Genomic DNA, 26,232 nt, shown 5'->3' on the forward strand with positions numbered 1-26,232 from the left:
GCCGCCCAATCACCCCCGGCCGCCGCCCACGCACGTCCCAACTGGCCAACACCGTCCGCGTACGGGCCGGTTCCCGTGTGATGTTGGCCGGTTCCCGTGCGCCGACGAACGTCACGCGTGTGTGAATCGCCGTCAACCGTGCGTGGACCGCGGACACGACGCGGAACTCGGGCCCGCGAGTGTGGAACTCAGGCCCGTGGGTGTGGGACTCGCCGGGCTGGGCGCGAGTCCCACACCGGGGAGCGCGAGTTCCGCGCTCGGAGCGCGGGTTCTTCGGTCGGGGGGCGGGGGGGTGGAGGCGGTCCGGGGAAGGGCTCTCAGGATCGGGGTTCTACCATCGGATGGTGTTGTTTCGGAGTCTTGTCGCCCGGTTGCCGTACCCATCCCGTGCGGTCCAGCGGGCCGTCGCGATAGCGGCGGTCGTCGCGCAGGGCGGGATCGGGGTGACCGGCTCGGTCGTGCGGGTCACCGGTTCGGGGCTCGGCTGCCCGACCTGGCCACAGTGCGTCGACGGCAGCCTGGTCCCCGAGCCCCGGCCCGAGCTGCACGCCCTGAACCAGTGGATCGAGTTCAGCAACCGCATGCTCACCGGCGTGGTGATCCTGGTCGCCGCGCTGTGCGTCATCACCGCCTGGCGCGTGCAGATGGAGCACCCGAGCCGTCGCCGCCTGGTGAAGCTGGCCTGGGCCATGCCCGCCGGCGTCGTCCTGCAGGCCGTCCTCGGCGGGATGACGGTGCTCGCCAAGCTCGAATGGTGGACGGTCGCGATCCACTTCCTCGCCTCCACTCCCCTGGTCTGGCTGGCGGTCCTGCTCCTGCGCGCCTTCACCGAGGGCGACGAACCCGCGCGCTGGCTGATCCCCGAATCCGGCCGCAGGCTGCTGATCGGCCTGGTAGTGGTGATGTGGACGCTCCTCGTCGCGGGCACCACGGTCACCGGCGCCGGGCCGCACAGCGGGGACCCCAACACCCATCGCCTTGCCGTCCCCGTCGAGCTCCTCGCCCAGATCCACGGCGGACTCCTGGTGCTGTACCTCCTGATGCTCGCCGCCTTCGGCCTCCAGCTGCGGCGCACCGGCGCCCCGAAGCCCCTGCGCCGCCGCTACGTGATCACCTGGATCGTCGCGCTCGCCCAGGGTGGCCTCGGCTCCCTGCAGTACGCCCTCGGCGTGCCCGAGGCGCTGGTCTCGTTCCACGTCCTGGGCTCCGCGCTCGTGATCGTCGCGACGGCGATGCTCTGGTGCGCCGCCAGGGATCGCGGCCCGGCACCGGTGAAGTCGGCCGCCGCCACGGATCCGAGCCTCGCCACCGCGAGCTGAGCAACTGGATTCACGTCCGGCCACACCGGCACACACGCGACAGCACTCGCCGGGGTGATCGACCTCACTCGCGTGGGCGAGTCGACGACTTTGCCGACAGGTCCCCGGTTTCCCGGTGAGCCCGGCAAACCCGCCGGTTGAGGCGAATGCCATAAGATTTTCACGTACCGGCGGTATCGGCGCCAAGCCGACCACCTAGGCTCGACCGCGACGCAGCGCCCCAGAAGTCCGATTCGCCCGAGTAACCCAGCGAGGTTCAGCACCATGAGCTCCAGCGCCGAGCAGTCCGCGCCCAGGACAGCCCCGAAGCCGTTGATCTCCGGCGAACGCGGAACCGGGGAGATGCTGATCCTCAAGACCTTCCTGCTGGTCCCGTTCATCGCACTGGTCGCCGCCATCCCGATCGTGTGGGGCTGGGGCATGTCCTGGGTCGACCTCGGGCTGGCCGCGGTGTTCTACACCATCGGCACGCTCGGCGTGACCGTCGGCTACCACCGCTACTTCACGCACGGCGCCTTCAAGGCAGGCCGCCCGCTGCGCATCGCGCTGGCCGTCGCGGGCGGGATGGCCGTGCAGGGCTCGGTCATCTTCTGGGTCGCCAGCCACCGCCGCCACCACGCCTTCGCCGACCGCGAGGGCGACCCGCACTCACCGTGGCTGTTCGGCACGACGCCCGGCGCGCTGCTGCGCGGCTTCTGGCACTCGCACATGGGCTGGATGTTCAAGCGCGAAGTGACCAGCTACGAGCGCTTCGCCCCGGATCTGCTGGCCGACGACGACCTCCGCACCGTCAACCGCTATTTCTGGCTCTGGACCACGCTCAGCCTGGCGCTGCCCGCCGTGCTCGGCGGCCTGCTGAGCTGGTCGTGGTGGGGCATCATCACCGGGTTCTTCTGGGCCGGGCTGGTGCGCATCGCCTTCCTCCACCACGTCACCTGGTCGGTGAACTCGATCTGCCACCTGGTCGGCGACCGCCCGTTCGCCAGCCGCGACAAGGCGGCGAACTTCTGGCCGCTCGCGATCCTGTCGATGGGCGAGTCCTGGCACAACTCGCACCACGCGGACCCCACCTGCGCGCGGCACGGCGTGCTGCGCGGCCAGGTGGACGTCTCCGCGCGGGTGATCTGGCTGTTCGAGAAGTTCGGCTGGGCCAGCAACGTCCGCTGGCCGAAAGCCGAGCGGCTCGCGGCCAAGCGGGTCAAACCCGCCTAGTTCAGCCCTAGCCACGTGACGGGCACCGGACGAAGGCCAGGCCGTCGGGCTCATCCGCGTGACGAACCTAGGCGAGCTGCTGCCGGACGGCCGAAGCGAACCTCAGCGGAGCATCCTCGTCGGCCTGACGGAAGCCCAGCGACGGCTCGGTGAGCTCCAGTTCGAGCAGCAGGGGCTTGCCACCCTCGCCTCCGACGACGTCGACACGGGCGTACAGCAGCTCTGCGCGCAGCAGTCCCAGCAAGGACGCGGCCGCGTCCAGCGCGTCCTCGGCCAACGCGCGGAAAGCCGCGGAAGGCTTGGCCACAGCGAGCTTTTCGGACACGTACATGCCCGACGCGTCCATTGTGGACCGGCCGAGCATCGCGCCCTTGGCGAACGCGTGGGAGTAGATCCCGCCGAAGAAGACGAGCGCGATCTCCCCCTCGGTGTCCACACTGGACTGATACGGCTGGATGAGCGCGGTGCGGCCCTCGGCGTGCAGCTTGGCCAGGTGCCCGGCCGCGGCACCGGTGGCGTCCGCGGTGAAGCGGGCGACACCGACGGAGCCCGCCCCGACCGAAGGCTTCACCACGAAGTCCTTGTCCGGCCAGCGGAAGTCGTCGCCGGGCTCGACCAGCGTGGTCGCCACGGTGGGCACGCCGGCGTCGATCAGCTCGGAGAGGTACGTCTTGTCGGTGTTCCAGCGCGCCACCGCGGCCGGGTTGCACAGCGCGGGCACGGACTCGCACCAGTCGAGGAACTCCTCGCGGCGGTCGGGGTAGTCCCAGGTCGCGCGCAGGATCACCACCTCGGCGGCGCCGAAGTCGACGGTCTTGTCGTCCCAGGACGCCCAGCGCGGCGCGAAGCCGAGATCACGCAGCGCGGGCAGGACGGCGTGCTCGTCGCCGTTGCTCTCGGGCATCTTGGCGCAGGCGACGAGGATCGCTTCGCGGGTCATTTACCGGCCATCTTGCGGCGGTGCTCGGGGCCGATCTTGGTGGCCTTCACCGTCGCGCTGTCCCACTCGGCGGCCTCGAGGTCCTCGACGGCCGCGACCAGCGCGTCGCCGGTCGCCGGGCTCGGCACCACGACGTCGCCAAGCGCGCCGTCGGCGCCGACCAGCACCACCCTGGCGCCGATCCGGCCGATGTTCTCCACCACCGCCCGCGACGGCTTGCCGTGCCGCTCGACGAACGAGCGGGCGGCCGCCAGCTGGCGGGCGTTAGGGGCGACGGTTTCTTCGGTCTGCTCAGCCACGAGGCGAGCTTAACCGCCAGGACCCTGGGACGCGGAACAACGGTGGGCTCGGCCATAGTTGTGTCTGAGGACGAGTTCGGCGACAACTGGAGGTAAGGCATGCCCACCGCAGTGCAGGTCAAGCAGACCGGCGGCCCCGAGGTGCTCCAGCTCGCCGAGGTCGAGGTCGGCGCACCGGGGCCGGGCGAGCTGCTGGTGAACGTCTCGGCGGCCGGGGTCAACTACATCGACACCTACCAGCGCGCCGGGATCTACCCGATCGAGCTGCCGTTCGTGCTGGGCCTGGAAGGCGCCGGAACCGTGGTCTCGGCCGGAGAGGGCGTCACCGGGTTCGCCGCCGGGGACCGGGTGGCCTGGCAGGGCTCGCTCGGCAGCTACGCCGAGCGCAAGCTGGTGCCCGCGGATGTCGCGGTGAAGGTGCCCGAGGGCGTGTCCGACGAGGTCGCCGCCGCGACGCTGCTGCAGGGCATGACCGCGCACTACCTGGTCGCGTCGACCTACGAGGTCAAAGCCGGAGACGACATCCTGGTCCACGCCGCCGCCGGGGGTGTCGGGCTGCTGCTCATCCAGCTCGCGAAAGCGCGTGGTGCGCGCGTCATCGGCACGGTGTCGACAGCGGAGAAGGAGCAGCTCGCCCGCGAGGCAGGCGCCGACGACGTGATCCGCTACGACCAGGTCGACTTCGCCGAGGTCACCCGCGAGCTGACCGGCGGCGAGGGCGTGGCCGTGGTGTACGACGGCGTCGGCAAGGACACGGTGGACGGCAGCCTGGCGAGCCTGAAGGTCCGCGGCCTGCTCGCGCTGTTCGGCGCCGCGAGTGGTCCGGTCCCGCCGCTGGACCCGCAGCGGCTGAACTCCGGCGGCTCGCTCTACCTGACCCGGCCCACCTCCGCGCACTACACGCGCACCAAGGAGGAGCGGGACTGGCGGGCGGGCGAGCTGTTCTCGGCCATCGCGGACGGCTCGCTGGACATCCGGATCGGCGCGCGCTACCCGCTGGCCAACGCCCGCAACGCGCACGAGGACCTGCAGGGCCGTCGCACCACCGGCAAAGTGCTGCTGATCCCGTGACGGGCTGGCCTGCCGAGGTCCGGCTCACCGGGGACGGGCTGGTGCTGCGCGGCTGGACCGACGACGACGTCCCGGCGATGGTGACACTGTTCGACAACCCGGCCGTGGGCCGCTACACCTCGCTGGTCACGCCGTTCGACAAGGCCGCCGCGGTGGCCTACCTCGAACGGGCGAGGCGACGGCACGCGAACGGCGAAGCGGTCCAGCTGGCGATCACCGAGGGCGACGACCAGCCGCTCGGCGAGGTGCTGATGTTCCGGGAGAACGCGGCGGCGGAGGGCATCGAGCTCGGCTACTCGGTCGGCCCGGCGTATCGGGGCCGAAACCTGGGCAGCCGGGCGTTACGACTGCTCACGGCGTACGCGCTGGAGCTCGGCCTCGAGCCCCTCACGCTGCAGATCGAGGCCGAGAACCTCGCGAGCGAGGCGGTGGCGGGCAAGTCCGGCTACCGCCTGAGCGAGCAGCCGCCGATCCACGAGACCTCCAAGGGCCGCCGGATCACCCTCCGCGTCTGGCAGCACCAGGGCTGAATTGCCCCTGAAGGCCACCTTCACGGCGTAAAACGCCGTGAAGGTGGCCTTCAGGGGCAGTCGGTCAGCCCTTGTCGTTGGGGACGGTGACGGCGTCGGTCACGAAGACCAGCGTCTCGTTCGGCTGGATGCCGCGGCCGCCCTGGCCGTACGCGAGGTCCGGCGGGATGATCAGCAGACGGCGGCCGCCCTGCTTGATGCCCACGAGGCCCTGGTCCCAGCCCGGGATGACCGCGCCGGTGCCGAGCGCCAGCGGGAAGGGCTCGCCCCGGTCGAACGAGCTGTCGAGCTTCTTCTTGTCCGACCAGGTGACCAGCGAGTAGTTCATCGTCAGCTGCTGCCCGGCCTTGGCGCCGGTCCCGGTGCCCTCGGACAGATCCTTGACGATCAGTTTCTTCGGCGGGTCGCAGCTGTCCGGGACGGTGATGGTCGGGTTCTCACCGAACTTGCCGGTGGTCTTGATGTCCTCCGCGGTGCATTCCTTGCCCTTGCTCGCGGCGCCCGCGGGGGCGACCGAACTGGCGGGAGCCGAGGGCTGGGTGGCCGCGGGGGCGGCGTTGTCCGTCTTCGATCCGCAGGCCCCCACCGAGAGGACGGCCGCGGCGACGACCACGATCTTGCCGAATGTGCGCATGCCCGGCACTGTAGCCACCTGGACCGACCCGGTGAACAGGTCCACCCGTCTGACCGACCAAAGTAGGCCACGCCGTCATTGGCCGATGGAGCGCTCCTGGAGATAGGTCAGCACGGCGGAGACCCGGCGGTGTACCGGTTCCTCGGTCAGGTGGAGCTTGCTGAAGATCGAGCTGACGTGTTTCTCCACGGTGGGCCCCTTCAAGTTCAGCGCCTCCCCGATGCCCGGATTGGTTCTCCCCCTGGCCATTTCGCGCAGCACATCGAGTTCGCGCGGGGTGAGGGAATCCAGCGGTGAGCTGACCGCCTTGGTCCGCCGCAGGAGGGTGTCGACGATCAGCGGGTCGATCACCGCGCCGCCTTGGGCGACCTCGCGCAGGGCGCGGATGACGTCCTCGATGTCGGCCAGGCGGTCCTTGAGCAGATACGCGAGACCGGTCGTGCCGTTGCTGAGCAGCGCGAAGGCGTAGTTCTCGTCGCTGAACTGCGAAAGCACCGCGACCCCTGTTCCGGGGTAGGCGGCGCGGATCGCGTGGGCGGCTTCGATGCCTTCCATGTGTTCGACGTCCTCGGCGCGGTCACCGGGAAGCGGCATCCGGATGTCGGTGAGGACGGCGTCGGGACGCAGGCGGCGGACGGCGTCGAGCAGGTCTTCGGCATTGCCGACGGCGGCCAGCACGTCGACCTCGCCGGAGTCCGCCACGAGCCGGCGGATGCCTTCGCGGACCACGTAGTTGTCGTCGGCGATGATCACTCGGAGGATCGCGGCCATCACTGGTCCCGGTTCGGTAGTTCGGCGTGCACGGTGGTTCCCTTGTCCGGTTCGCTGTCGATCCGCAGGCGGCCGTTGAGGGTTTCGACCCGGTCCCGCAGGTTGGTCAGGCCATGGCCGTTCTTGTCCGTCGACGCCATACCGCGGCCGTCGTCGTGGATCTTCACAGCCAGATACCCGTCGCCGGCGGACAGGCTGATGTCCACCAGGCGCGCGCCGGCGTGTTTCACGACATTGGTCAGCGCCTCACAGACGATGAAGTAGGCGGCACCCTCGATCTTGGTCTCGAACCGCGTTCCGCGCAGCGCGGCGTCGGCGTGCACCCGGACAGGCAGGGGAAGCCGATCGGCCCTGGCCTGCACCGCGGGGACGAGCCCTTGATCGCTCAGCACCGGCGGATGGATGCCGTGCGCTAGTTCGCGCAGGTCGGTGAGCAGTTCCTGGGTGTCGTGCTGCAGTTCGCCGAGCACCTCCTCGGCCGCTCGCTCGCCCCGCGCGAGCTGGTTGCGGGCGAGACGCGTCTTCATGATCAAGGCGACGACGTGTTGCTGGGCCCCGTCGTGGATGTCGCGCTCGATCCGTCGCCGTTCGGCGTCCTGCGCCGCGACGATCCGCGCGCGGGACCGTCCCAGTTCCGCCACCTGCTCCGCCAGCCGGGCGGTGAGCTGGACGTTCGTGATCGCCGTGGCCGCCTGCCCGGCCAGGGTGCTCAGCAGTTCCTGGTCACCCGCGTGGAAACCACCGTTCTTCGGTCCGCATTCGATGTGGCCGACCACCTCGCCAGAGCGTTGCAGCGGAACGCTCATCGCGACGGCACCGACCGGCAGGCCGGACGACGCGCTCGCGCCGGGCAGGGTCACCCGCACCCACTCGGTCGCGAGTCCCCGGTGGACGGCGTCGGCGAGACGCGGGACCAGCTCGTTCAGCTCGTCGGTCTGCTCCAGCCGGGCGCCGAAGGCGGTCAGCAGCTGGTAGCGGTTCACCCGTTCGCCGAACACCAGACGATCCACCACCACGTCCAGCCGACGACGCAACGGCTGGAAGACCGCGGCCGCGAGGATGGTCATCACGACGGCGTACTCGACCGGGATCCGGTTGCCCAGCGCGAGTCCGGGTGCCGCGGCGAGCCCGAAGTAGACCACCGCGATGCCCAGGGAGAGCAGGCCGAACACCACGGAGCGCCGCACGGCCACGTCGATGTCGAACAACCGGTGCCGCACGATGCCGACGACGATGATCACCAGGAGAGCCAGCATCAGCACCACCGCCGCGCCGATGAGCAACTGGTACCACACCGGAGCGGCCGGTGCGACGCCACTGGCCAGCGCACCCAGCAGCAGGTAGATCGGGATGGTCACGGCCGTCCCGTACGCCAGCAGGCGCATCCGGGTCCGTAACTCCGGGTTCGCCTGGAGGAACCGCACCCAGAGGATCGGGAACAGCAGCAGCCAGGCAAACCTCCCCGCGACCTCGGCCGGACCGGACAACCACGCCAGCCAGTGCACCGCGAAGGGGTTGGGCACCCGCGCGGACAGGTCGGGCACATACAGGTCGGCCGGGACGGTGGGACTGCTCAGCAACCACAGTGGTACCCACACCAGCTGCAACCAGGCAAGCCGCAGCGCCACCCGTTGCCACCGTCGTTCCACCACACCATCGGGGAACGACGCCATCATCACCATCAAGGTGACCACCGCGACCGCGGCGGCGCCCAGCACGACCAGGTTCGCCAGCCACACCCAGCCGCCGGTGCTGTGCAGGGTGAAAGTCCGGATCTGATCACTGAACCCGGAGAAGGCCTCCGTCAGGGCGCTGAACAGCAGCAGCCGCCGAACCTGCGGATGATCCGGGCGTTTGCGGACCAGCCACACCGCGATCCCGAACAACGGCGCCACCGCGAACCCGAACAGGCTCTGCCAGAAGACGATCGGGGCCCGGCCGAAGACCGCGACGACATTCCAGCAGTTGTACAGCAGACCAGCGCCGCCGAGCACGATTCCGGCGCCCGAAGTGAGCCTCAACCACAGTGTCACCGGCAGATTGTCGCGCCCGCGCGAGCGAACCGTCCACCGGGCGCGCCACCCCTGGACCCCATGGCCAGCCCCCATGCCACCCCCGGGGCCCGCCACGTTCCGTACCGGTTCGGTGACTCTTAAGGTTGCAATCAGCAAGTTCCACCTGCCAGGTGGACGGCTGACTGCCTGACGAACCTAGACCGCGTGAGCCCATCGCGGGAAAGGCGGCTCACCCGATCGTGTCGGGTCGGCCGGCTGAAGAACAACCCGTGGGAGGTGAATCAACGAAATCGGCGCCCTCCACGCACCGGGCGATCCGAACGGAAGAAAAGGCGGGGGAAATGGAACTTTGGGTGCGGGCCTCGACCATCGTCAAAGTGTGTTTCTGGTGTCTGCTCATCGGTTTGCTGGTCGGGCAGGTTCTCTGACGCACGACCACCACACCGCAACAAGGAGGAAAAAATGAGAAGTTCCGCGACGCAATACCGGCGCCGGATCCTGTCCGTCGCCCTGTCGATCGTCTGCCTCGCCGGTGCTGCCCTCGGCTCGGCCAACGCGGCACAGGCCGCGCCCGCCCGAGTTGCCAGGCCCTGCGGGCCGGTCATGTTCGTCGTTCCGGGCTACCGGGACGGCGGCGCCCAGGAGCTGCTGGCTTCGGCGCCGGGAGGAGCCGACCCTGTCCGCATCCCGTACCCCAACAGTGCCGCCGACATCAACCTCTACACCGACGTCGACGCCGGAGTCGCCAACCTCAGGACGGCGCTCTACAACCTCTACGTCACCTACGGGTGCGACCTCGGCACCAAGGTCTACATCGTCGGCTTCAGTCTCGGCGCGCTCGTCGCGGGCACCGTCCTGGAAACCGAACCGCCCGGCCGGAACATCCAAGGGGTCCTGTTCGCCGACGGCAGGCGGCAGCCCGGCGAATCGAACTGGCCGGGCGACCCCGGCGGGCTCATCGGGCACCTGCCAGTTCCCGGACCGGGCGGGGCCGGCTTCCGCCCGCTCGACGCGTTCCGCTACCCGACGTTGAGCGTGTGCAACGGGCCCCGCTCAGCGGGCGGAGCGGACTTCATCTGCTTCGGGGGCACCAATCTGGACAGCTACTTCAGCTCTCACCCGTTCTACAGCTTCAACGTGGCCGCCGAGCTGAACGCCCACGGTGAAGGCCCGTACCCGCACAACCTGAGGAACCGCGTCATTCCCTGACGCCCAGCCGTGATCAGATCGCCGTCACGCGTGATCAGATCGCACACACGCGTGACGGCGGTGCGGACACGCGTGGCGGCGGTCTGATCACGGGGCCAGGTCAGCCAGGGCTGGGACCGGGTCGCCGGTGTTGACCACGCCGAGACGGCGGGTTGCCCTGGTCAGGGCGACGTAGAGGTCGTTGAGGCCGCGGGGGGACTCGGCGAGGATCTCGTCCGGGGCGAGGAGGACGACGGAGTCGAACTCCAAGCCCTTCGCGCGGGCGACGCTCAGGACGCTCACGCGCTCGTCGGACTGGCCCAGCAGGCGCTGGACGGCGTCGACGCGCGCGGACGGGCAGAGCACGGCGACCGTTCCGCCGTCCACTTCGGACAGTTCGGACGCGATCAGCGGCGGCAGCCCTTCGGCCAGCGAAGCGGGCGAGATGTCGCGCTGCCAGGGGGAGAAACCGGTCTCCCGCACCGAAACCGGTGCTTCCAGCTCCGGGTTGACCTCGGCCAGCACGCGGGACGCGACGGCCATGATCTCCGCCGGGGTGCGGTAGTTCACGGTCAGCTCCGCCAGCCGCCAGCGATCCGCGACGTACGGCGAGAGCGCCTCCGACCATGACCGCGCTCCCCCGGCCGAACCGGTCTGCGCGACGTCACCCACCAGGGTCATCGAACGGTTCGGCGAGCGCCGCATGAGCAGGCGCCAGTCCATCGCGGACAGCTCCTGCGCCTCGTCGACGATCACGTGCCCGAACGTCCACGTCCGGTCCTGCGCGGCCCGCTGCGCCGCGGTCAGCTCGCTGCGCCGCTCCTGCCGCTCGGCGAACAGCTCCGCGTCGAGGACGTCGCCGACTCGCAGCATCTCCTCGTCGATGATCTCCTCGTCCTGCTCCAGGATGTCGAGCACGCCCTCGGCGTACGCCTTGTCCTCGCGCTCCCGCTTCGCGCGCTCGGCGCGGGCTTCGGTGTCGTCCTCGCCGAGCAGCTCGGCGAGTTCGTCGAGCAGCGGGACGTCGGCGGGGGTCCAGTCGGCGTCGGTGGGGCTCTCCAGGTGGGCACGGTCTGCTTCGCTCAGGAGCCGTCCGGACGCGCTGTCGAGCCGTTCGCGGTCGGCGAACAGCTCGTCGAGCACGATTTCCGGGGTCAGTTTGGGCCAGAGGCCGTCCAGCGCCTCGGCGATGTTCGGGTCGGCGGCCACCTCGGCGCGGATGTCCTGGATGTCGCGCGCGTCGAGCAGGTCGTCGCCCAGTTTGCGGGCGGCCTGGCGGGTCAGCGCGTCGAGGACGTCGGAGACGAACAGGCGGCGAGCCTGGTTGTGCGGACGCCGCGAGCGCCGGGCCCGGGTGCGCGCTTCCAGGCAGGTTTTGCGGTCGAGGCGGAGGATGTCGTGCTCGTACACGATCTCCATGACCGGCTCGGGCACGCGCTGGCGGTCCTGCACGGCGTTGGCGAGCACCTTCGCCATGGCGAGGCGGCCTTTGACCTCGGCGGCTTCGCGGCTTTCGACGGCGACGGCGTCGAGCCCGGGGTACAGCTGCCCGATGGTGGCCAGGAGCACGCCGGTCTCCCCCAGCGACGGCAGGACCTGGCCGATGTAGCGCAGGAACGTGCTGTTCGGCCCGACCACGAGCACGCCGCGCGTGGTGAGCTGCTGGCGGTGGGTGTAGAGGAGGTACGCCGCGCGGTGCAGCGCCACCGCGGTCTTGCCGGTGCCGGGGCCGCCCTGGACGACGAGGACCCCGCTCAGCGACGCGCGGATGATCTTGTCCTGCTCGGCCTGGATGGTGGCGACGATGTCACTCATCTCACCCGTCCGGCGCTTCTCCAGCGCGGCGAGCAGCGCGGCCTCCCCCGCGAGCCCGAGGTCCTGACCCTGGTCGGCGGCGCCGAGGTCGAGGATCTCGTCGTCGAGGCCGACCACCTTGCGGCTCAGCGACCGGATGTGGCGACGACGGCGCACGCCGTCCGGCGAGGCGGCCGTGGCGAGGTAGAACGGCCGGGCGACCGGCGCGCGCCAGTCGACCAGCAGCGGGCGGTAGTCGTCGTCCTCGGCGAACAGGCCGAGCCTGCCGACGTACGTCGTCTCCTCGACGCTCTCGGGCACGAAGTCGAGACGGCCGAAGCACAAGCCCTGCTCGACCGACCCTAGCTGGGCCAGCCTGTCGGAGTACAGCGTGGTGGCGACGTCGCGTTCGGTCCGCGCCTGCGGGGTGCCGCCGGTCTGGCGCAGCGTCTCGGTCAACCTGCTCTGCGCGTGGGTCCGCTCGACGTCGAGTTTGCGGTAGAGCGTGGTGACGTAGTCCTGCTCGCGGGCCAGGTCGTCGTCGGTCGTGGTGTCTGGTTCCCGAGACGGGGACACGGACAAGGGTGGCCTGCTTTCGCATCGGGAGTGGTGAGGCTCAAGAAGCCAACGACCTTCAAGATTACTTCATTCCCGACACCCGTCCCACGAACGCCGACCACGCGGGTGAGGCGAAGGCCAGCGCGGGCAGCACGGGATCCTTGGAGTCCCGGACGCCGATCGCGGAGCCCGTTAGAGACACCTCGACACAGTTGGCGCTGTCATTGCTGTAACTGCTCTTGTTCCAGTGGGGACCGGAGAAATCGCGCGGGCTCATAGGGACATCGTCCCACGATCGTTCAGGACAATCTTGCGGCAGCGGCAGCGATCAGCTCCACCGATTCGTCCGGGCCATGTGACAGGTCGGTCAGCGTGGACCAAGACTGGGAGTAGACCTCGATGTGTTCTTCCTCATCCAGGAACAGGCTCGACACCTTGTTCTCCAGCAACACCAGGCTGGCTTCATCGTCGTACTCGAGGATGGTGAACCCGCCGACGAAACCGGGGTGCAATCCAGCTTCGGCGGGAAGCACCTGAATCGTGATGTGGTCTTGGGTCGCGCCATCCACCAGCCTGCGCAACTGACGTGCTCGCGCACCAGCTGAGGAAAACGGCTGATCGATCACACTTTCATTGAGGATCACTCGCAGCCGCAACGATTTCGACCGCGAGAGCACGCCCTGACGCGCCATCCGGCTGGCAACTCGAGCATCGACCTCATCAGGCGACAAACCGTTGCCGGTCGCCTCGATGATCGCCTTGGCGTATTCGGCCGTCTGAAGCAGACCAGGGATCATCAAGGGCGCGTACTGCTGGACCCCGCTCGCCTCGTCCTCGAAGTCGACCCAGGTCTGCCAGTCGGCGGGCAGGTTGGGCGCGGTCATGCGCAGCCAGCCGCGCTGCTCGGCGTGCCGGGCGATGTCCATGATCTCGACGCGCCGCTGGGACGAAACCCGGTAGAAGTCGAGGATCTTCTCCAGGTCGTCGAGGTAGAAGCCGATTTCGGCGTTCTCCATGCGGTTGACCTTGCTGGCCGACATCTCGGTCTGCCTGCTCACCTCGGCCGCGCTCAGGCCGCTGGCCGCCCGCAGCCTGCGCAGCAGGATCGCGAGCCGGCGCGACTTCACCGAGGGACCGGCACGACGGGACACACTCCACCTCCATGATCGGGACTGGCATCAGTCAACTCCACCGCGTTGACCATGGCCAGTCCCCTCACCCTAACGAGGGATTGCCAGCAAATCTGATGTACATCAATACTTGCGGATACACCACGTCAGCGAAGGGACCCCTCATGGACGGCGACATCTCGGTGCTCGCTCAGAACTCACCCCGGCGCGAGTGGCTGGTCCGCTGCTACGACAGCAACCTGCGGCCGGGTGTCTGCGCGGTCGAGGCCAACAACGGCGAGATCGCGATCGCCGGGCCGCACGACCGGTTCTTCACGCTTCCGCACAGCGCCATCGCCGACTTCCACGCCGCGCTGAGCGAGGCGATCACGCAGACCGCCCAAGACGTCCTGGCGGCCAACCGCTAGAAGCGGCGGTTCTTGTCGGACCTCCCGCTTAACCTTCGCGATGGAGCAAGCCCATCCAGAGGAGTTGGCGAAGTGAATCTCACGTCAGAGCTGTCCGGCGACCGGCGCACCCATGTGGAGGCCCGGCTGCGGGGGACTCTCATCGCCTGGCTGACCACCGTGCGCCCGGACGGGCAGCCGGTCAGCGTGCCGGTGTGGTTCCTCGTGCGCGAGGACGACACGGTCCTCGTCTACAGCCAGCCGGACAGGTTCAAGCTGCGCAACATCGAGGAGAACCCCCGCGTCTCGCTCGCACTCGACGTGACCGACCTTGGCCGCGACAACATCCGCATCGAAGGCACCGCGAAGCAGGCCACCGACGTCCCGCCCGCGGACCGGAACCCCGAGTACGTGGCCAAGTACACCGAACGCATCGGCGCGATGTTCGGCACCGCGGACAAGTTCGCCGAGATGTTCTCCGTCGCCCTGGTCATCACCCCGGCCCGCCTCCGCGCCTGACCCGAAAGCCCCTGAAGGCCACCTTCACGGCGTAAAACGCCGTGAAGGTGGCCTTCAGGGGCAATCAAGAAGAGTTAGAAGGGCAGGCCGATCTGGCGCATGCCGATCGCGGAGTCGACGGCCAGCGCGACGAACACGATCATCAGGTACGTGTTCGAGCGGTGGAACAGCGACATCGGCTTGGTCTCTTCGCCACGGCGGACAGCGGCCTGCAGGCTGTGCGCGTAGAAGAGGAACCAGCCGCCCGCGACGATCGCGAACGAGGTGTAGAGCCAGCTCGTCACCGGGATCAGCAGCAGCGTCCAGGCGACCATCACCCACGAGTAGATGACGATCTGGCGGGCGACGTGCTGCGGGCTGGCGACGACCGGCAGCATCGGGACACCGGCGCGCTCATAGTCGTCGCGGTACTTCATGCCCAGCGCCCAGGTGTGCGGCGGCGTCCAGAAGAAGATGACGCCGAACATCACGAACGCGGGCCACTGCACGGTGCCGGACACCGCGGCCCAGCCGATGACGACCGGCATACAACCCGCCGCGCCGCCCCAGACCACGTTCTGCGAAGTCCGGCGCTTGAGCAGCAGGGTGTAGACGAAGATGTAGAAGAGGATTGTCGCGATCGCGAGGATCGCCGACAGCGGGTTCACCGTGAGATACAGCACGACGAACGACGCCACACCCATGGCGAGCCCGAAGATCAGCGCGCCGCGTCGCGGCACGGACTCCTTGACCAGCGGGCGCCGCTTGGTCCGGTTCATTACCTTGTCGATGTCCGCGTCGATCACGCAGTTAAGCGCGTTCGCGCTGCCCGCGGCCATGGTGCCGCCGACGAGCGTGGCGAGCACCAGCCACGGCGAGGGGATGCCGCGCTGGGCGAGGAACATCGCGGGAATCGTGGTGACGAGCAGGAGCTCGATCACCCGGGGCTTCGCGAGGGCGGCGTACGCGCCGACGACCTGGCGGATGGTTCGCCGGCCACCGGGCAGCTTCTCACCGGTGTCATGCACGGCGCTGGTGCTGTCACTGCGGCCGTGCGCAGCGTTCACCAACGACATTTCACTCCCTGCGTCAGGTTCGGGGCGGGTGGTCCCCGGTGGGCCCGGACTAACTGTGTGGTGGCCCCGGACTCACGGGACTTTGAACCCGCGATCGATCGTAGACGTGCTGTTTCCTGAGGGTGATCGCGGGTCCTCGGGTGGCCCAACCATTAGGCTGGCCGGGACGGGCCGCGTAGTGCCCCTGCGCACAGCTCCGACCTGGAATATCGTCCCTTCGGGATCGATTGAGATTAAGAGCAGCGCGCGTGGGCAACACCACAGAGTAAAGAAGCCATCACCTTGACGACGGGGAGTTCGAGTTCAGTGTCCGACATCGCCTCAACCAGCGAGAACAACCCACTTCTCCGGCGCAACGTGCCCGCCGACTGGACCGAGACCGACACGCGCGCGGTGGACACCGTGCGCGTGCTCGCCGCCGACGCGGTCGAGAACTGCGGCAGCGGTCACCCCGGCACCGCGATGAGCCTCGCGCCGCTCGCGTACACGCTTTTCCAGCGCACGCTGCGCCACGACCCGGCGGACGAGAACTGGCCGGGGCGTGACCGGTTCATCCTTTCGGCTGGACACAGCAGCCTGACCCTCTACATCCAGCTGTACCTCGCGGGCTTCGGGCTCGAGCTCGAAGACCTCAAGCAGCTGCGCAAGTGGGACTCGAAGACGCCGGGGCACCCGGAGTACCGGCACACCCAGGGCGTCGAGACCACCACCGGCCCGCTGGGCCAGGGCCTGGCGAACGCGGTGGGCATGGCCATGGCCGCCCGCCGCGAGCGCGGCCTGCTGGACCCGGACGCCGCTCCGGGCGAGAGCATCTTCGACCACTACATCTACTCGGTCGCGTCCGACGGTGACATCGAAGAGGGCGTCACCGCCGAGGCCTCCTCGATCGCGGGCCGCCAGGAGCTCGGCAACCTCGTCGTCTTCTGGGACGACAACAAGATCTCCATCGAGGACGACACCAACATCGCCCTCTCGGAGGACACCGCCAAGCGCTACGAGGCGTACGGCTGGCACGTCCAGGTCGTCGAGGGTGGCGAGGACGTCGTCGCGATCGAGGAGGCCATCAAGGCCGCCAAGGCCGAGACCGGCCGCCCCTCGTTCATCGTGCTGAAGACGATCATCGGCTACCCGGCGCCCACCAAGATGAACACCGGCAAGGCGCACGGCGCGGCGCTCGGCGGCGAAGAGGTCGCGGCCGTCAAGAAGATCCTCGGCTTCGACCCGGAGCAGAACTTCCAGGTCGACGACGAGGTCATCAAGCACACCCGCCAGGCGCTCGACCGCGGCAAGGCCGCGCACGACGAGTGGCAGGGCAAGTTCGACGCGTGGGCCGCGGCCAACCCTGAGCGCAAGAAGCTCGCGGACCGCCTGTCCACCCGCACGCTGCCCGAGGGCTGGACCGAGCAGCTCCCCAGCTGGGAGCCCGACGCCAAGGGCATCGCCACGCGCGTCGCCTCCGGCGCGGTCCTCAACGCCCTCGCGGACGTCCTGCCCGAGCTGTGGGGCGGTTCGGCCGACCTCGCGGGCAGCAACAACACCACCATGAAGGGCGCCGACTCGTTCGGCCCGGAGAAGGCCTCCACCGACTCCTGGAACGCCAACCCGTATGGCCGCACGCTGCACTTCGGCATCCGCGAGCACGCGATGGGCTCGATCCTCAACGGGATCGCGCTGCACGGCGGCACGCGGCCCTACGGCGCGACGTTCCTCATCTTCTCCGACTACATGCGCCCGCCGGTCCGGCTCGCCGCGCTGATGAAGGCGCCGGTCGTCTACGTCTGGACGCACGACTCCATCGGCCTCGGCGAGGACGGCCCGACGCACCAGCCGGTCGAGCAGCTCAGCACGCTGCGCGCGATCCCCGGCCTCAACATCGTCCGCCCCGCGGACGCCAACGAGACCGCGGCGGCCTGGCGCGGCGCGCTCGAGGACATCCACCACCCGACCGGCCTGGCGCTGAGCCGCCAGAACCTGCCGATCCTCGAGGGCACCAGCACCGAAGGCGTCCTCAAGGGCGGGTACGTCCTGTCCGATTCGGACGGTACGCCCGACGTGATCCTCATGGGCACCGGCTCCGAGCTCCAGCTGGCCGTCGAGGCCAAGAAGACGCTCGAAGCCGACGGCACCAAGGTCCGCGTGGTCTCCATGCCTTGTGTCGAGTGGTTCGACGCGCAGGACGAGGCGTACCGCGAGTCGGTCCTGCCCAACGGCGTCAAGGCCCGCGTGTCCGTCGAGGCCGGTCTCGCGCTGACGTGGCACCGCTTCACCGGTGACGCAGGCGAGAACGTCTCGCTGGAGCACTTCGGCGCCTCCGCCGACGCGGGCACGCTGTTCCGCGAGTTCGGCTTCACGGCCGAAGCCGTCGTCGACGCCGCTCGCCGCTCGCTCGCGAAGACCAAGTAATTCACTGAGCTAATTCACTGAGACTGAACCATCCGAAGGGGATGAAGCAGTTATGAGCACCACTGATCGGCTTGCCCAGCTGTCCGAAGCCGGTGTCTCGATCTGGCTCGACGACCTGTCCCGCGAGCGCCTGGAGACGGGCAACCTCGCCGCGCTCATCCGCGACAAGCACGTCGTCGGTGTCACCACCAACCCGACGATCTTCGCGAACGCCATGTCCAAGGGCGAGGCGTACGACAAGCAGACCAAGGAACTCGCCGCGCGCGGGGCCGACGTCGACGCCACGGTCCGCGAGCTGACCACGACCGACGTCCGCAACGCCGCCGACCTGTTCCGCGACGTCTACAACGCCTCGAACGGCGTCGACGGCCGCGTGTCCATCGAGGTGGACCCGCGCCTGGCCAAGGACACCGACCGCACCTTCGCCGAGGCGAAGGACCTGTGGAAGACCGTCGACCGGTCCAACGTGCTGATCAAGATCCCGGCCACCGAAGAGGGCATCCCGGCGATCACCCAGACGCTCGCCGAGGGCATCAGCGTGAACGTGACGCTGATCTTCTCGACTCAGCGCTACCAGGCGGTCATCGAGGCGTTCTTCGCCGGGCTCGAGCAGGCCAAGGCCAACGGCCACGACCTGGCCGGAATTCATTCGGTCGCGTCGTTCTTCGTGTCCCGTGTGGACACCGAGATCGACAAGCGGCTCGACGTCATCGGCACCGACGAGGCGAAGGCCCTCAAGGGTGAGGCGGCCATCGCCAACGCCCGGCTCGCGTACGTGGCCTTCGAGACGCTGCTCGACACCGACCGCTGGCGCGCACTGGCCGCCGCGGGCGCGAACGCGCAGCGTCCACTGTGGGCGTCCACCGGCGTCAAGGACCCGGCGTACTCCGACACCCGCTACGTCGACCAGCTCGTGGTTCGCGACACCGTGAACACCATGCCGGAGAAGACGATGGACGCGGCCGCGGACCACGCCGAGATCACCGGGGACACCGTCACCGGTCGCGGCGTCGAAGCCGCCGACGTGTTCGACAAGCTCTCGGCTGTCGGCATCGACATCCCGGACGTGTTCGTGGTCCTCGAGAACGAGGGCGTCGAGAAGTTCGAGAAGTCCTGGACAGAACTCCTCGACACCGTCACCGGCCAGCTCGACAAAGCAAAGGACTGAACTCAGACCATGGCAGGGGAAACACTCGGCGTCGAGATCGTGGACGCCGACCTGGCCGGCAAGGCCGCTCCGCTCGCGGAGCAGCTGGTCACCGATCAGGTCGCATCGAAACTGGCCGCGCAGGACGCCACACTCTGGGGACCTGACGCCGAGTCCGAAGCATCGATCAGGCTGTCGTGGACGAGTTTGCACAAGTCGTCGCGGCCACTGATCGGCGAGATCGAGGCGCTGCGCACGGATCTCCGCTCCGAGGGCGTGGATCGCGTTGTCCTCGCCGGGATGGGCGGGTCTTCGCTGGCGCCCGAGGTGATCACCGGGACGGCCGGGGTCGCGCTCACCGTGCTCGACACCACCGACCCCGGCCAGGTGGCCGACGCGCTGGCCGGTGACCTGCAGCGCACGGTGCTCGTGGTGTCGTCGAAGTCCGGCGGCACCGTCGAGACCGACAGCCACCGGCGCATCTTCACGAAGGCGTTCGCCGAGGCGGGCATCGACGCGAAGAGCCGGATCGTGGTCGTCACCGACCCCGGCTCCCCGCTGTCGAAACTGTCCGAAGAGGAGGGTTACCGCAAGACCTTCCTCGCCGACCCGAACGTCGGCGGCCGCTACTCGGCGCTGACCGCGTTCGGGCTGGTGCCCGCCGGGCTCGCCGGGGCGGACATCGCCCGGCTGCTCGACTCGGCCGCCTCGGCGGCCGAGGTGCTGGGCACCGACTCGGCCGACAACCCCGCCGTCAAGCTGGCCGCCGCTCTGGGCGCCCAGCACACCGAAGGCGCGGAGAAGGTCGTCCTCGGCGACACCGGTTCCGGAATCAAGGGCTTCGCCGACTGGGCCGAGCAGCTGATCGCGGAGTCGACCGGCAAGCTGGGCACCGGGCTGCTGCCCGTGGCCGTCGAAGGACCGGACGCCCCGGGCTTCGCCGACGCGAAGGGCGACGCCACCCCGGTGGCCGTCGGACCCGCCGCCGGAACCGCGAAGATCTCCACCACCGGCCCGCTCGGCGCGCAGATGCTGCTGTGGGAGTTCGCCACCGCGCTCGTCGGCAGGCTGCTCGGGATCAACCCGTTCGACCAGCCGGACGTCGAGACCGCGAAGCAGGCCACCCGCGCGCTCCTGGACAACCCCGACGCCCTCAAGGGTGGCGGGGCTGCGTCCAATGTGGACGGATCGGTCGAGATCTTCGGCTCCGAAGGCGTTGTCACCGAAGGAAAGCTGACGGACGTGCTCCGCGCGTTCTTCGGCTCCGCGCCCGAGTTCGGCTACATCGCGGTGCAGGCGTACCTCGACCGCCTCGACGACGCGTCGACGTCGCTGCTGCGCGGTCAGGTCGCCAAGTCGACCGGGTTGCAGACCACATTCGGCTGGGGACCGCGGTTCCTGCACTCCACCGGGCAGTACCACAAGGGCGGCCACCAGAACGGCGTCTTCCTGCAGCTCACCGGCGGGGTCGAAACCGACCTCGACGTGCCGGACCGGCCGTACACCCTGGGCCAGCTCCAGCACGCGCAGGCGCTCGGCGACGGGCAGGTGCTCGCCGACCACGGGCGCCCGGTGCTGCGGCTGCACCTCACCGACCGGGCCGCGGGCCTGGCCGAGCTCGTCCGCGCGGTACAGGAGGTCGGCGAGTGACTGGTACTTGGCGAAACCCGCTGCGCGACGAGCGGGACAAGCGGCTGCCGCGGATCGCCGGGCCGTCCAGCCTGGTGATCTTCGGGGTCACCGGCGACCTGGCGCGCAAGAAGCTGATGCCCGCCATCTACGACCTCGCGCACCGCGGCCTGCTGCCGGCCGGGTTCTCGCTGGTCGGCTTCGCCCGCCGCGACTGGGAACACCAGGACTTCGGTGAGCTGGTGCACGACTCCGTCAAGGAGCACGCGCGCACGCCGTTCAAGGAGTCCGTCTGGAACAGGCTCGCCGAGGGCATCCGCTTCGTGCAGGGCACGTTCGACGACGACGACGCGTTCGACCGGCTCGCGCAGACCGTCAGCGACCTCGACAAGGAACGCGGGACGGGCGGCAACACCGCGTTCTACCTGTCGATCCCGCCGGGCGCGTTCCCGGTGGTGACCAAGCAGCTCGCCCGCTCCGGGCTGGCCAACGCCGACGAGAGCACCTGGCGCCGCGTGGTCATCGAGAAGCCGTTCGGGCACGACCTCAAGAGCGCCAAGGAGCTCAACGGGATCGTGAACGACGTCTTCCCGGAGTCGTCGGTGTTCCGCATCGACCACTACCTCGGCAAGGAGACGGTCCAGAACATCCTGGCGCTGCGCTTCGCGAACCAGCTGTTCGAGCCGATCTGGAACGCCAACTACGTCGACCACGTGCAGATCACCATGGCCGAGGACATCGGTCTCGGCGGCCGCGCGGGGTACTACGACGGCATCGGCGCGGCACGGGACGTCATCCAGAACCACCTGCTGCAACTGCTCGCGTTCACCGCGATGGAGGAGCCGCTGTCCTTCGAGCCGCACTCGCTGCGCTCGGAGAAGGCGAAGGTGCTGGCGGCGACGAAACCCATGCTGCCGCTGGACAAGACGTCCGCGCGGGGGCAGTACGACGGCGGCTGGCAGGGCGGCACGAAGGTGCCCGGCCTGCTTCAGGAAGGCGGCTTCGCGAAGGACTCCACCACGGAGACCTACGCCGCGGTGACGCTGGAAGTGCAGAACCGCCGCTGGGCCGGGGTGCCGTTCTACCTGCGCACCGGCAAGCGGCTCGGCCGCCGCGTCACCGAGATCGCCGTGGTGTTCAAGCGGGCGCCGCACCTCCCGTTCGACTCGACGTCGACCGAGGAGCTCGGGCAGAACGCGCTGGTCATCCGCGTCCAGCCGGACGAGGGCATCACGCTGCGCTTCGGCTCGAAAGTGCCGGGGACCACGATGGAGGTCCGCGACGTCACGATGGACTTCGGCTACGGCCACGCCTTCACCGAGTCCTCCCCCGAGGCCTACGAGCGCCTCATCCTCGACGTGCTGCTGGGTGAGCCCTCGCTCTTCCCGGTGAACGACGAGGTCGAGCTCTCGTGGGAGATCCTGGACCCGATCATCAACCACTGGGCGAAACAGGGCGCACCCGAGCAGTACCCGCCTGGCTCATGGGGGCCGCCGTCGGCGGACCACATGATGGAGCGCACCGGCCGGAAATGGAGGCGTCCGTGATCATCGACCTGCCGTCCACCACGACTTCGCACCTCAACAAGAAGCTCGTGGAACTCCGGGAGCGCGGCGGAGCCGTCGCGCTCGGCCGGGTGCTGACCCTGGTCATCGTGGCCGACGACGACGACAAGCTCGAAGACGCCATCGAGGCGGCGAACGAGGCCAGCCGGGAGCACCCCTCGCGGGTGATCGTGGTGGCCAAGGGCGCGCGCACCGCGGCTCCCCGCATCGACGGGCAGATCCGGGTCGGTGGCGACGCGGGCGCCAGCGAGGTGATCGTGCTGCGCCTCTACGGGCAGCTCGCCTCGCAGGGCCAGAGCGCCGTCGTGCCGCTGCTGCTGCCCGACGCGCCGATCGTCGCCTGGTGGCCGGGCGGGGGCCCGAAGAACCCCGCCGAGGACCCGATCGGCGAGCTCGCCCAGCGGCGGATCACCGACTCGGCCGCCGAAAAGAGCCCCGTCCGCGCGCTCACCGCCCGCAGTAAGTCCTATGTGGAGGGTGACACCGACCTGGCGTGGACCCGGCTGACGTACTGGCGTGCCCAGCTCGTCTCCGCCCTGGACCTGCCGCCCTACGAGAAGATCACCGGCGCGACCGTGGTCGGGGAAGCCGACTCGCCGTCGACCGAACTGCTCGCGGGCTGGCTCGCCGAGTGCCTGAAGGTGCCGGTGAAGCGGGTCAAGAGCTCCAGCGCCCAGGGCATCATCTCGGTGACGCTGCAGCGCCGCACCGGCGACATCGACCTCACCCGGCCCGACGGCCGGGTCGGCACGCTGACGCAGCCCGGCCAGCCGACGCGGCGCATCGCGCTGCAGCGGCGGGACAACAAGGACTGCCTCATCGAGGAGCTGCGCCGGCTGGACCCGGACGAGGTCTACGAAACCGCGTTGCACGGGCTCGGCAAGATCACTTCCGGGCACGCCAAGGCCGCGGAAGAGGCCAAGCCGGCGCCGAAAACGGACAAGACGGTCACGGCGGCCGACGCTCCGGTGCGGGGCAAGGGACCTACCAAGGCTCCGGTGAAGAAGTCCGCGAAGGTGGCGGAAAAGAGCAGCTCGTGAGCGGCACCGAGGTCGTCGTCTACGAGAACCCCGGCCTGCTGGCCGCGGCCGCGGCGGCCCGGCTGGTGACCAGGCTCGTCGACGTCCAGGCGGCGAAGGGCTCGGCGTCACTGGTGCTCACCGGCGGCGGCACGGGGATCGGGACGCTGAAGGAGCTGCGGGAGTCCCACGCCAGGGGCGCCATCGATTGGTCGCGCCTCGACATCTACTGGGGCGACGAGCGGTTCGTCCCGGCGGACAGCGATGAGCGGAACGAAAAGCAGGCCCGTGAGGCCCTGCTGGACCACGTGCCGCTGGCCCCCGAGCGAATCCACGTCATGGCGGCGTCGGACGGCGAGTTCGGCGACGACCCCGACGCGGCGGCCGCGGCCTACGCCAAGGTGCTCGAAGACGTGCCGTCGTTCGACATCGTGCTGCTCGGCCTCGGCGGCGAAGGGCACACCGCGTCGGTGTTCCCCGACTCGCCCGCGGTGCACGAGATCACGCGTCCGGTGGTGGCGGTGCGCGACTGCCCCAAGCCCCCGCCGACCCGCGTCTCGTTGACCCTGCCCACGATCCGTCGCGCGCAGGAGGTCTGGCTGATGACCGGCGGCGCCGAAAAGGCGGACGCCGTGGCCCAGGCACTGGCCGGAGCCCCCGAAGCCGAGATCCCGGTGTCAGGCGCCCGCGGCCAGCGGCGCACCCTCTGGCTGCTGGACCGCGCAGCGGCCGGAAAGCTCACCAAGGCCTACCAGCCGCCTGCTTGAGTTGCCCCTGAAGGCCACCTTCACAGCGTCTAACGCCGTGAAGGTGGCCTTCAGCGCGTTTGTGATGACCTCCCACGAACCTAAAGGAGGACGTTGTCATGGGCTTGGGGACCGCGTGTGACGATCGGACAGGGATCGGACAAGAAGCGCGCTCCGATGTAGTGAACCTGCAGGAAACTAACCGCCGCTGTACACCTCCTCGTTAGCATCCGCACATTTGTTCGTTGTTGCGCGTCCCGTTCGGGCCTCAAGCACATCTCACCACTAAGTCCACAAGACGAGTGAGGTCCGAGCCATGAGCACAGAGGGACTCTCCATTCCACGAATCTCGGTGGGCAACCCCGGCGCGGGGGTTGCCGATCGGACGAGGAAGACCATCTCGACCAGCATTTTCGGTACCTGGCGGCGACCGGCGGTACTGAGCTACGTCGTCGACGCCGTCGCGATCATGCTGGCTGTTCTCGACGTCTGGCTGGTCTTCCCCGAGAAGGCCCAGCCCTACTCGATCTACCTTTGCGGCTTCGCCTGCCTGGCGCTCACCGCGCGCCGCAAGCTGCCGTTCCTCACCGTGATCGCCACCGTGCCGGGCTTCCTGGCAGGCTGGTCACAGCTGGCCGCGATGATCGCGCTGGGCATGTTGGCCACTCGCAAACAGATGCACTGGCAGACCTGGGTCGGCGCGGCGCTGGTCTTCACCTGCCGTCTCGTGCAGTGGCCGCTGGCCGACTTCGTCCAGCTGACCTGGCGTGAGCACCTGCTCAACGCGATCTACGGGGTCATCGTCGCCGGTATGCCCATCGCCATCGGACTGCTCATCGGGGCGCGCAGCGAGATCTCGCAGAAGCTGTCCGAGCTGGCCACCAGCCGGGACCGCGAACGCCGCTTCCACGCCGACGTCGTCCGCGCCGAGGAGCGCGCCCGGCTCGCCAGGGAGATGCACGACGTCGTCTCCCACCAGATCACCCTCATCGCCATGCAGGCGGGGGCACTCCAGGCGCAATCCGCCGAGGCCCAGACCCTGGCGACCGCCCAGGTCATCCGCCAGCTCAGCACCAGAACCCTGGAAGAGCTGCGCTCGCTGGTGAGCGTGCTGCGCTCCGGCGCCGAGGACGACGGCCCACGGCCGGGTATCAACGAGCTGGACCGGCTGATCCGCAACTCGGACATGCCCGTGCACCTCACCGTGGAGCGCCTGCCCGAGGCACTGCCGAGCCAGGTGTCCGCCGCGGCCTACCGGACCGTGCAGGAGTGCCTGACCAACGTGCACAAGCACGCACCCGGCGCGACGGCGACCATCCGGATCCAGGGAGATCACGGCGCGCTGAAGGTCGAGGTCAGGAACGAACGCGCGTCACGCGCGGGCACCATGCTCCCCTCGGGAGGACACGGGCTCACCGGGCTCGCCGAGCGCGCCCGGCTGCTCGGCGGGAGCTTCGAAACCGCGGACACCGCGGACGGCGGCTTCCGCGTGCGTGCCCGCTACCCGCTGGACCGCTGAACCCCGGACACCCCGCAACTCGACGACGAGTTGCGGGGTGTCCGGACGCAGAAGGGCCGTGCGCCGCCTGATCGAAACTGGCGGTGCACGGCCCTTCTTACATCAGAAGCGGGAAGCTCAGATCTCCCGGCGCTGGCGGAGACGCTCCAGCGCTTCGGTGAGAATGGCCTCGCCGTCGGCGTCGCTGCGCCGCTCCTTCACGTAAGCCAAGTGGGTCTTGTACGGCTCGGTCCGTGGTGCGGCAGGAGGGTTCTTCTCGTCCTGCCCGCCCGGCAGCCCGCAGCGAGGACAATCCCACTCGTCCGGGATCTCGGCCTCCATCGAGAACGACGGCTGCGCCTCGTGCCTGTTGGCGCACCAGTAGGAGATCCGGCGCCTGGGCGCCGACTCACCGCGTTCCGATTCTCCAATAGGACCCGCACCTACCCGGGCGCCCCGAATCGCGTTACTGCCAACCATGAACCCTCACACCTAGGAATCGGCGGCGCGCCCCCCATAGGCACGCCGAATCACTGAAGTCCATCAGACCTTGAGCAGCAGCCCAAGCCCCACGATGCTGATCAGCCAGATCGCGCCCAGGAGCAGCGTGATGCGGTCGAGGTTCTTCTCGGCCACGCTGGAACCGGACAGGCTGGACTGCATGCCGCCACCGAACAGCGACGAGAGGCCGCCGCCCCGGCCGCGGTGCAGCAGCACGGCCACCACCAGCAGCACGCTGGAGGCGATCAACAGGATTTGCAGGAACAGCTTCATGTCATCCTCTGTGCTCTAGGAGAATGCGGA

At 69.2% G+C, this 26,232-nt stretch carries 25 protein-coding genes; 14 read left to right on the forward strand and 11 right to left on the reverse strand.

What is annotated here, in order from left to right; all coding sequences use genetic code 11:
• Nucleotides 1–344 precede the first annotated feature (344 nt).
• Together QMK34_RS15325 and QMK34_RS15330 are read left to right on the forward strand one after the other, a co-directional pair.
• The gene (locus tag QMK34_RS15325) at nucleotides 345–1,319 is read left to right on the forward strand and encodes a COX15/CtaA family protein (protein WP_326414622.1); all 975 of its coding nucleotides are present in this window, start codon (nucleotides 345–347) and stop codon (nucleotides 1,317–1,319) included.
• A gap of 264 nt (nucleotides 1,320–1,583) precedes the next feature.
• Nucleotides 1,584–2,531, forward strand: a complete 948-nt coding sequence (locus QMK34_RS15330) for an acyl-CoA desaturase (protein WP_326414623.1) — start codon at nucleotides 1,584–1,586, stop codon at nucleotides 2,529–2,531.
• A gap of 67 nt (nucleotides 2,532–2,598) precedes the next feature.
• Here the strand turns inward: QMK34_RS15330 and QMK34_RS15335 are convergent, their stop codons facing one another.
• Together QMK34_RS15335 and QMK34_RS15340 are read right to left on the reverse strand one after the other, a co-directional pair.
• Nucleotides 2,599–3,471 carry an ATP-grasp domain-containing protein gene (locus QMK34_RS15335; RefSeq protein ID WP_326414624.1) on the reverse strand — a complete coding sequence of 291 codons (873 nt, stop codon included), beginning with the start codon at nucleotides 3,469–3,471 and terminating at the stop codon, nucleotides 2,599–2,601.
• On the reverse strand, nucleotides 3,468–3,770 hold the full coding sequence (locus QMK34_RS15340) for a hypothetical protein (RefSeq protein WP_326414625.1): 303 nt from the start codon (nucleotides 3,768–3,770) through the stop codon (nucleotides 3,468–3,470). The genes QMK34_RS15335 and QMK34_RS15340 overlap by 4 nt, the downstream gene beginning before the upstream one ends.
• Before the next feature lie 99 nt (nucleotides 3,771–3,869).
• Here QMK34_RS15340 and QMK34_RS15345 point away from each other — a divergent pair, with 99 nt between their 5' ends.
• The gene (locus QMK34_RS15345) at nucleotides 3,870–4,841 is read left to right on the forward strand and encodes a quinone oxidoreductase family protein (protein WP_326414626.1); all 972 of its coding nucleotides are present in this window, start codon (nucleotides 3,870–3,872) and stop codon (nucleotides 4,839–4,841) included.
• Nucleotides 4,838–5,371 carry a GNAT family N-acetyltransferase gene (locus QMK34_RS15350; protein WP_326414627.1) on the forward strand — a complete coding sequence of 178 codons (534 nt, stop codon included), beginning with the start codon at nucleotides 4,838–4,840 and terminating at the stop codon, nucleotides 5,369–5,371. Before QMK34_RS15345 ends, QMK34_RS15350 begins: the two co-directional genes overlap by 4 nt.
• Before the next feature lie 64 nt (nucleotides 5,372–5,435).
• Here QMK34_RS15350 and QMK34_RS15355 read toward each other — a convergent pair whose 3' ends face one another.
• The 3 genes from QMK34_RS15355 to QMK34_RS15365 all read right to left on the reverse strand — a co-directional run bounded on the left by QMK34_RS15355 (nucleotide 5,436) and on the right by QMK34_RS15365 (nucleotide 8,809).
• A complete protein-coding gene (locus QMK34_RS15355; protein ID WP_326414628.1) occupies nucleotides 5,436–6,005 on the reverse strand; it encodes an FKBP-type peptidyl-prolyl cis-trans isomerase in 570 nt (189 codons plus the stop codon).
• Between the two features lie 75 nt (nucleotides 6,006–6,080).
• A complete protein-coding gene (locus tag QMK34_RS15360; RefSeq protein ID WP_326414630.1) occupies nucleotides 6,081–6,776 on the reverse strand; it encodes a response regulator transcription factor in 696 nt (231 codons plus the stop codon).
• The gene (locus QMK34_RS15365; protein ID WP_326414631.1) at nucleotides 6,776–8,809 is read right to left on the reverse strand and encodes a sensor histidine kinase; all 2,034 of its coding nucleotides are present in this window, start codon (nucleotides 8,807–8,809) and stop codon (nucleotides 6,776–6,778) included. Before QMK34_RS15365 ends, QMK34_RS15360 begins: the two co-directional genes overlap by 1 nt.
• Before the next feature lie 444 nt (nucleotides 8,810–9,253).
• Between QMK34_RS15365 and QMK34_RS15370 the strand changes: the two genes are divergently transcribed.
• On the forward strand, nucleotides 9,254–10,000 hold the full coding sequence (locus QMK34_RS15370) for a hypothetical protein (RefSeq protein WP_326414632.1): 747 nt from the start codon (nucleotides 9,254–9,256) through the stop codon (nucleotides 9,998–10,000).
• 87 nt (nucleotides 10,001–10,087) lie between these two features.
• Here QMK34_RS15370 and QMK34_RS15375 read toward each other — a convergent pair whose 3' ends face one another.
• From QMK34_RS15375 to QMK34_RS15385, 3 genes are read right to left on the reverse strand one after another with little or no spacing between them, the layout of a single operon-like run.
• On the reverse strand, nucleotides 10,088–12,355 hold the full coding sequence (locus QMK34_RS15375) for a HelD family protein (RefSeq protein ID WP_326414633.1): 2,268 nt from the start codon (nucleotides 12,353–12,355) through the stop codon (nucleotides 10,088–10,090).
• 58 nt (nucleotides 12,356–12,413) lie between these two features.
• Nucleotides 12,414–12,608, reverse strand: a complete 195-nt coding sequence (locus QMK34_RS15380; RefSeq protein ID WP_326414634.1) for a DUF397 domain-containing protein — start codon at nucleotides 12,606–12,608, stop codon at nucleotides 12,414–12,416.
• A gap of 22 nt (nucleotides 12,609–12,630) precedes the next feature.
• Nucleotides 12,631–13,482: a helix-turn-helix domain-containing protein gene (locus QMK34_RS15385; protein ID WP_326414635.1), complete on the reverse strand. Its 852-nt coding sequence runs from the start codon at nucleotides 13,480–13,482 to the stop codon at nucleotides 12,631–12,633.
• A 143-nt stretch (nucleotides 13,483–13,625) separates the two neighbouring features.
• Between QMK34_RS15385 and QMK34_RS15390 the strand changes: the two genes are divergently transcribed.
• Nucleotides 13,626–13,868, forward strand: a complete 243-nt coding sequence (locus QMK34_RS15390) for a hypothetical protein (RefSeq protein ID WP_326414636.1) — start codon at nucleotides 13,626–13,628, stop codon at nucleotides 13,866–13,868.
• Nucleotides 13,869–13,940: 72 nt separating this feature from the next.
• Entirely contained in the window at nucleotides 13,941–14,366 is a 426-nt protein-coding gene (locus QMK34_RS15395; protein WP_326414637.1) for a TIGR03667 family PPOX class F420-dependent oxidoreductase, read from the forward strand.
• Nucleotides 14,367–14,440: 74 nt separating this feature from the next.
• Here the strand turns inward: QMK34_RS15395 and QMK34_RS15400 are convergent, their stop codons facing one another.
• Complete coding sequence (locus QMK34_RS15400) at nucleotides 14,441–15,421, reverse strand: heme o synthase (RefSeq protein WP_326414638.1); 981 nt, start codon at nucleotides 15,419–15,421, stop codon at nucleotides 14,441–14,443.
• Between the two features lie 306 nt (nucleotides 15,422–15,727).
• On the opposite strand from QMK34_RS15400, the gene tkt reads away from it, so the two are divergent.
• From tkt to QMK34_RS15435, 7 genes are all read left to right on the forward strand, one after another.
• Nucleotides 15,728–17,824 (forward strand): transketolase, encoded by a 2,097-nt coding sequence (gene tkt / locus QMK34_RS15405; RefSeq protein WP_326414639.1) that lies wholly within the window; start codon nucleotides 15,728–15,730, stop codon nucleotides 17,822–17,824.
• Between the two features lie 52 nt (nucleotides 17,825–17,876).
• Nucleotides 17,877–18,992, forward strand: coding sequence for a transaldolase (gene tal / locus QMK34_RS15410; RefSeq protein WP_326414640.1), 1,116 nt, complete (start codon nucleotides 17,877–17,879; stop codon nucleotides 18,990–18,992).
• 9 nt (nucleotides 18,993–19,001) lie between these two features.
• A complete protein-coding gene (locus QMK34_RS15415) occupies nucleotides 19,002–20,621 on the forward strand; it encodes a glucose-6-phosphate isomerase (protein ID WP_326414641.1) in 1,620 nt (539 codons plus the stop codon).
• Nucleotides 20,618–22,147, forward strand: coding sequence for a glucose-6-phosphate dehydrogenase (zwf, locus tag QMK34_RS15420; RefSeq protein WP_326414642.1), 1,530 nt, complete (start codon nucleotides 20,618–20,620; stop codon nucleotides 22,145–22,147). Before QMK34_RS15415 ends, zwf begins: the two co-directional genes overlap by 4 nt.
• Nucleotides 22,144–23,205, forward strand: a complete 1,062-nt coding sequence (opcA, locus tag QMK34_RS15425; RefSeq protein WP_326414643.1) for a glucose-6-phosphate dehydrogenase assembly protein OpcA — start codon at nucleotides 22,144–22,146, stop codon at nucleotides 23,203–23,205. The genes zwf and opcA overlap by 4 nt, the downstream gene beginning before the upstream one ends.
• On the forward strand, nucleotides 23,202–23,951 hold the full coding sequence (gene pgl / locus QMK34_RS15430; protein WP_326414644.1) for a 6-phosphogluconolactonase: 750 nt from the start codon (nucleotides 23,202–23,204) through the stop codon (nucleotides 23,949–23,951). Before opcA ends, pgl begins: the two co-directional genes overlap by 4 nt.
• A gap of 448 nt (nucleotides 23,952–24,399) precedes the next feature.
• Nucleotides 24,400–25,449 carry a sensor histidine kinase gene (locus tag QMK34_RS15435; RefSeq protein WP_442785155.1) on the forward strand — a complete coding sequence of 350 codons (1,050 nt, stop codon included), beginning with the start codon at nucleotides 24,400–24,402 and terminating at the stop codon, nucleotides 25,447–25,449.
• A gap of 117 nt (nucleotides 25,450–25,566) precedes the next feature.
• On the opposite strand, the gene QMK34_RS15440 is transcribed toward QMK34_RS15435, so the two are convergent.
• Both QMK34_RS15440 and secG read right to left on the reverse strand, forming a co-directional pair.
• Nucleotides 25,567–25,908 carry an RNA polymerase-binding protein RbpA gene (locus tag QMK34_RS15440; RefSeq protein ID WP_326414646.1) on the reverse strand — a complete coding sequence of 114 codons (342 nt, stop codon included), beginning with the start codon at nucleotides 25,906–25,908 and terminating at the stop codon, nucleotides 25,567–25,569.
• Between the two features lie 63 nt (nucleotides 25,909–25,971).
• Entirely contained in the window at nucleotides 25,972–26,202 is a 231-nt protein-coding gene (gene secG, locus QMK34_RS15445; protein WP_204090114.1) for a preprotein translocase subunit SecG, read from the reverse strand.
• Nucleotides 26,203–26,232: the final 30 nt, after the last annotated feature.

Origin of the sequence: Amycolatopsis sp. H20-H5 (assembly GCF_035828755.1) — a bacterium.
Taxonomy (GTDB): domain Bacteria; phylum Actinomycetota; class Actinomycetes; order Mycobacteriales; family Pseudonocardiaceae; genus Amycolatopsis.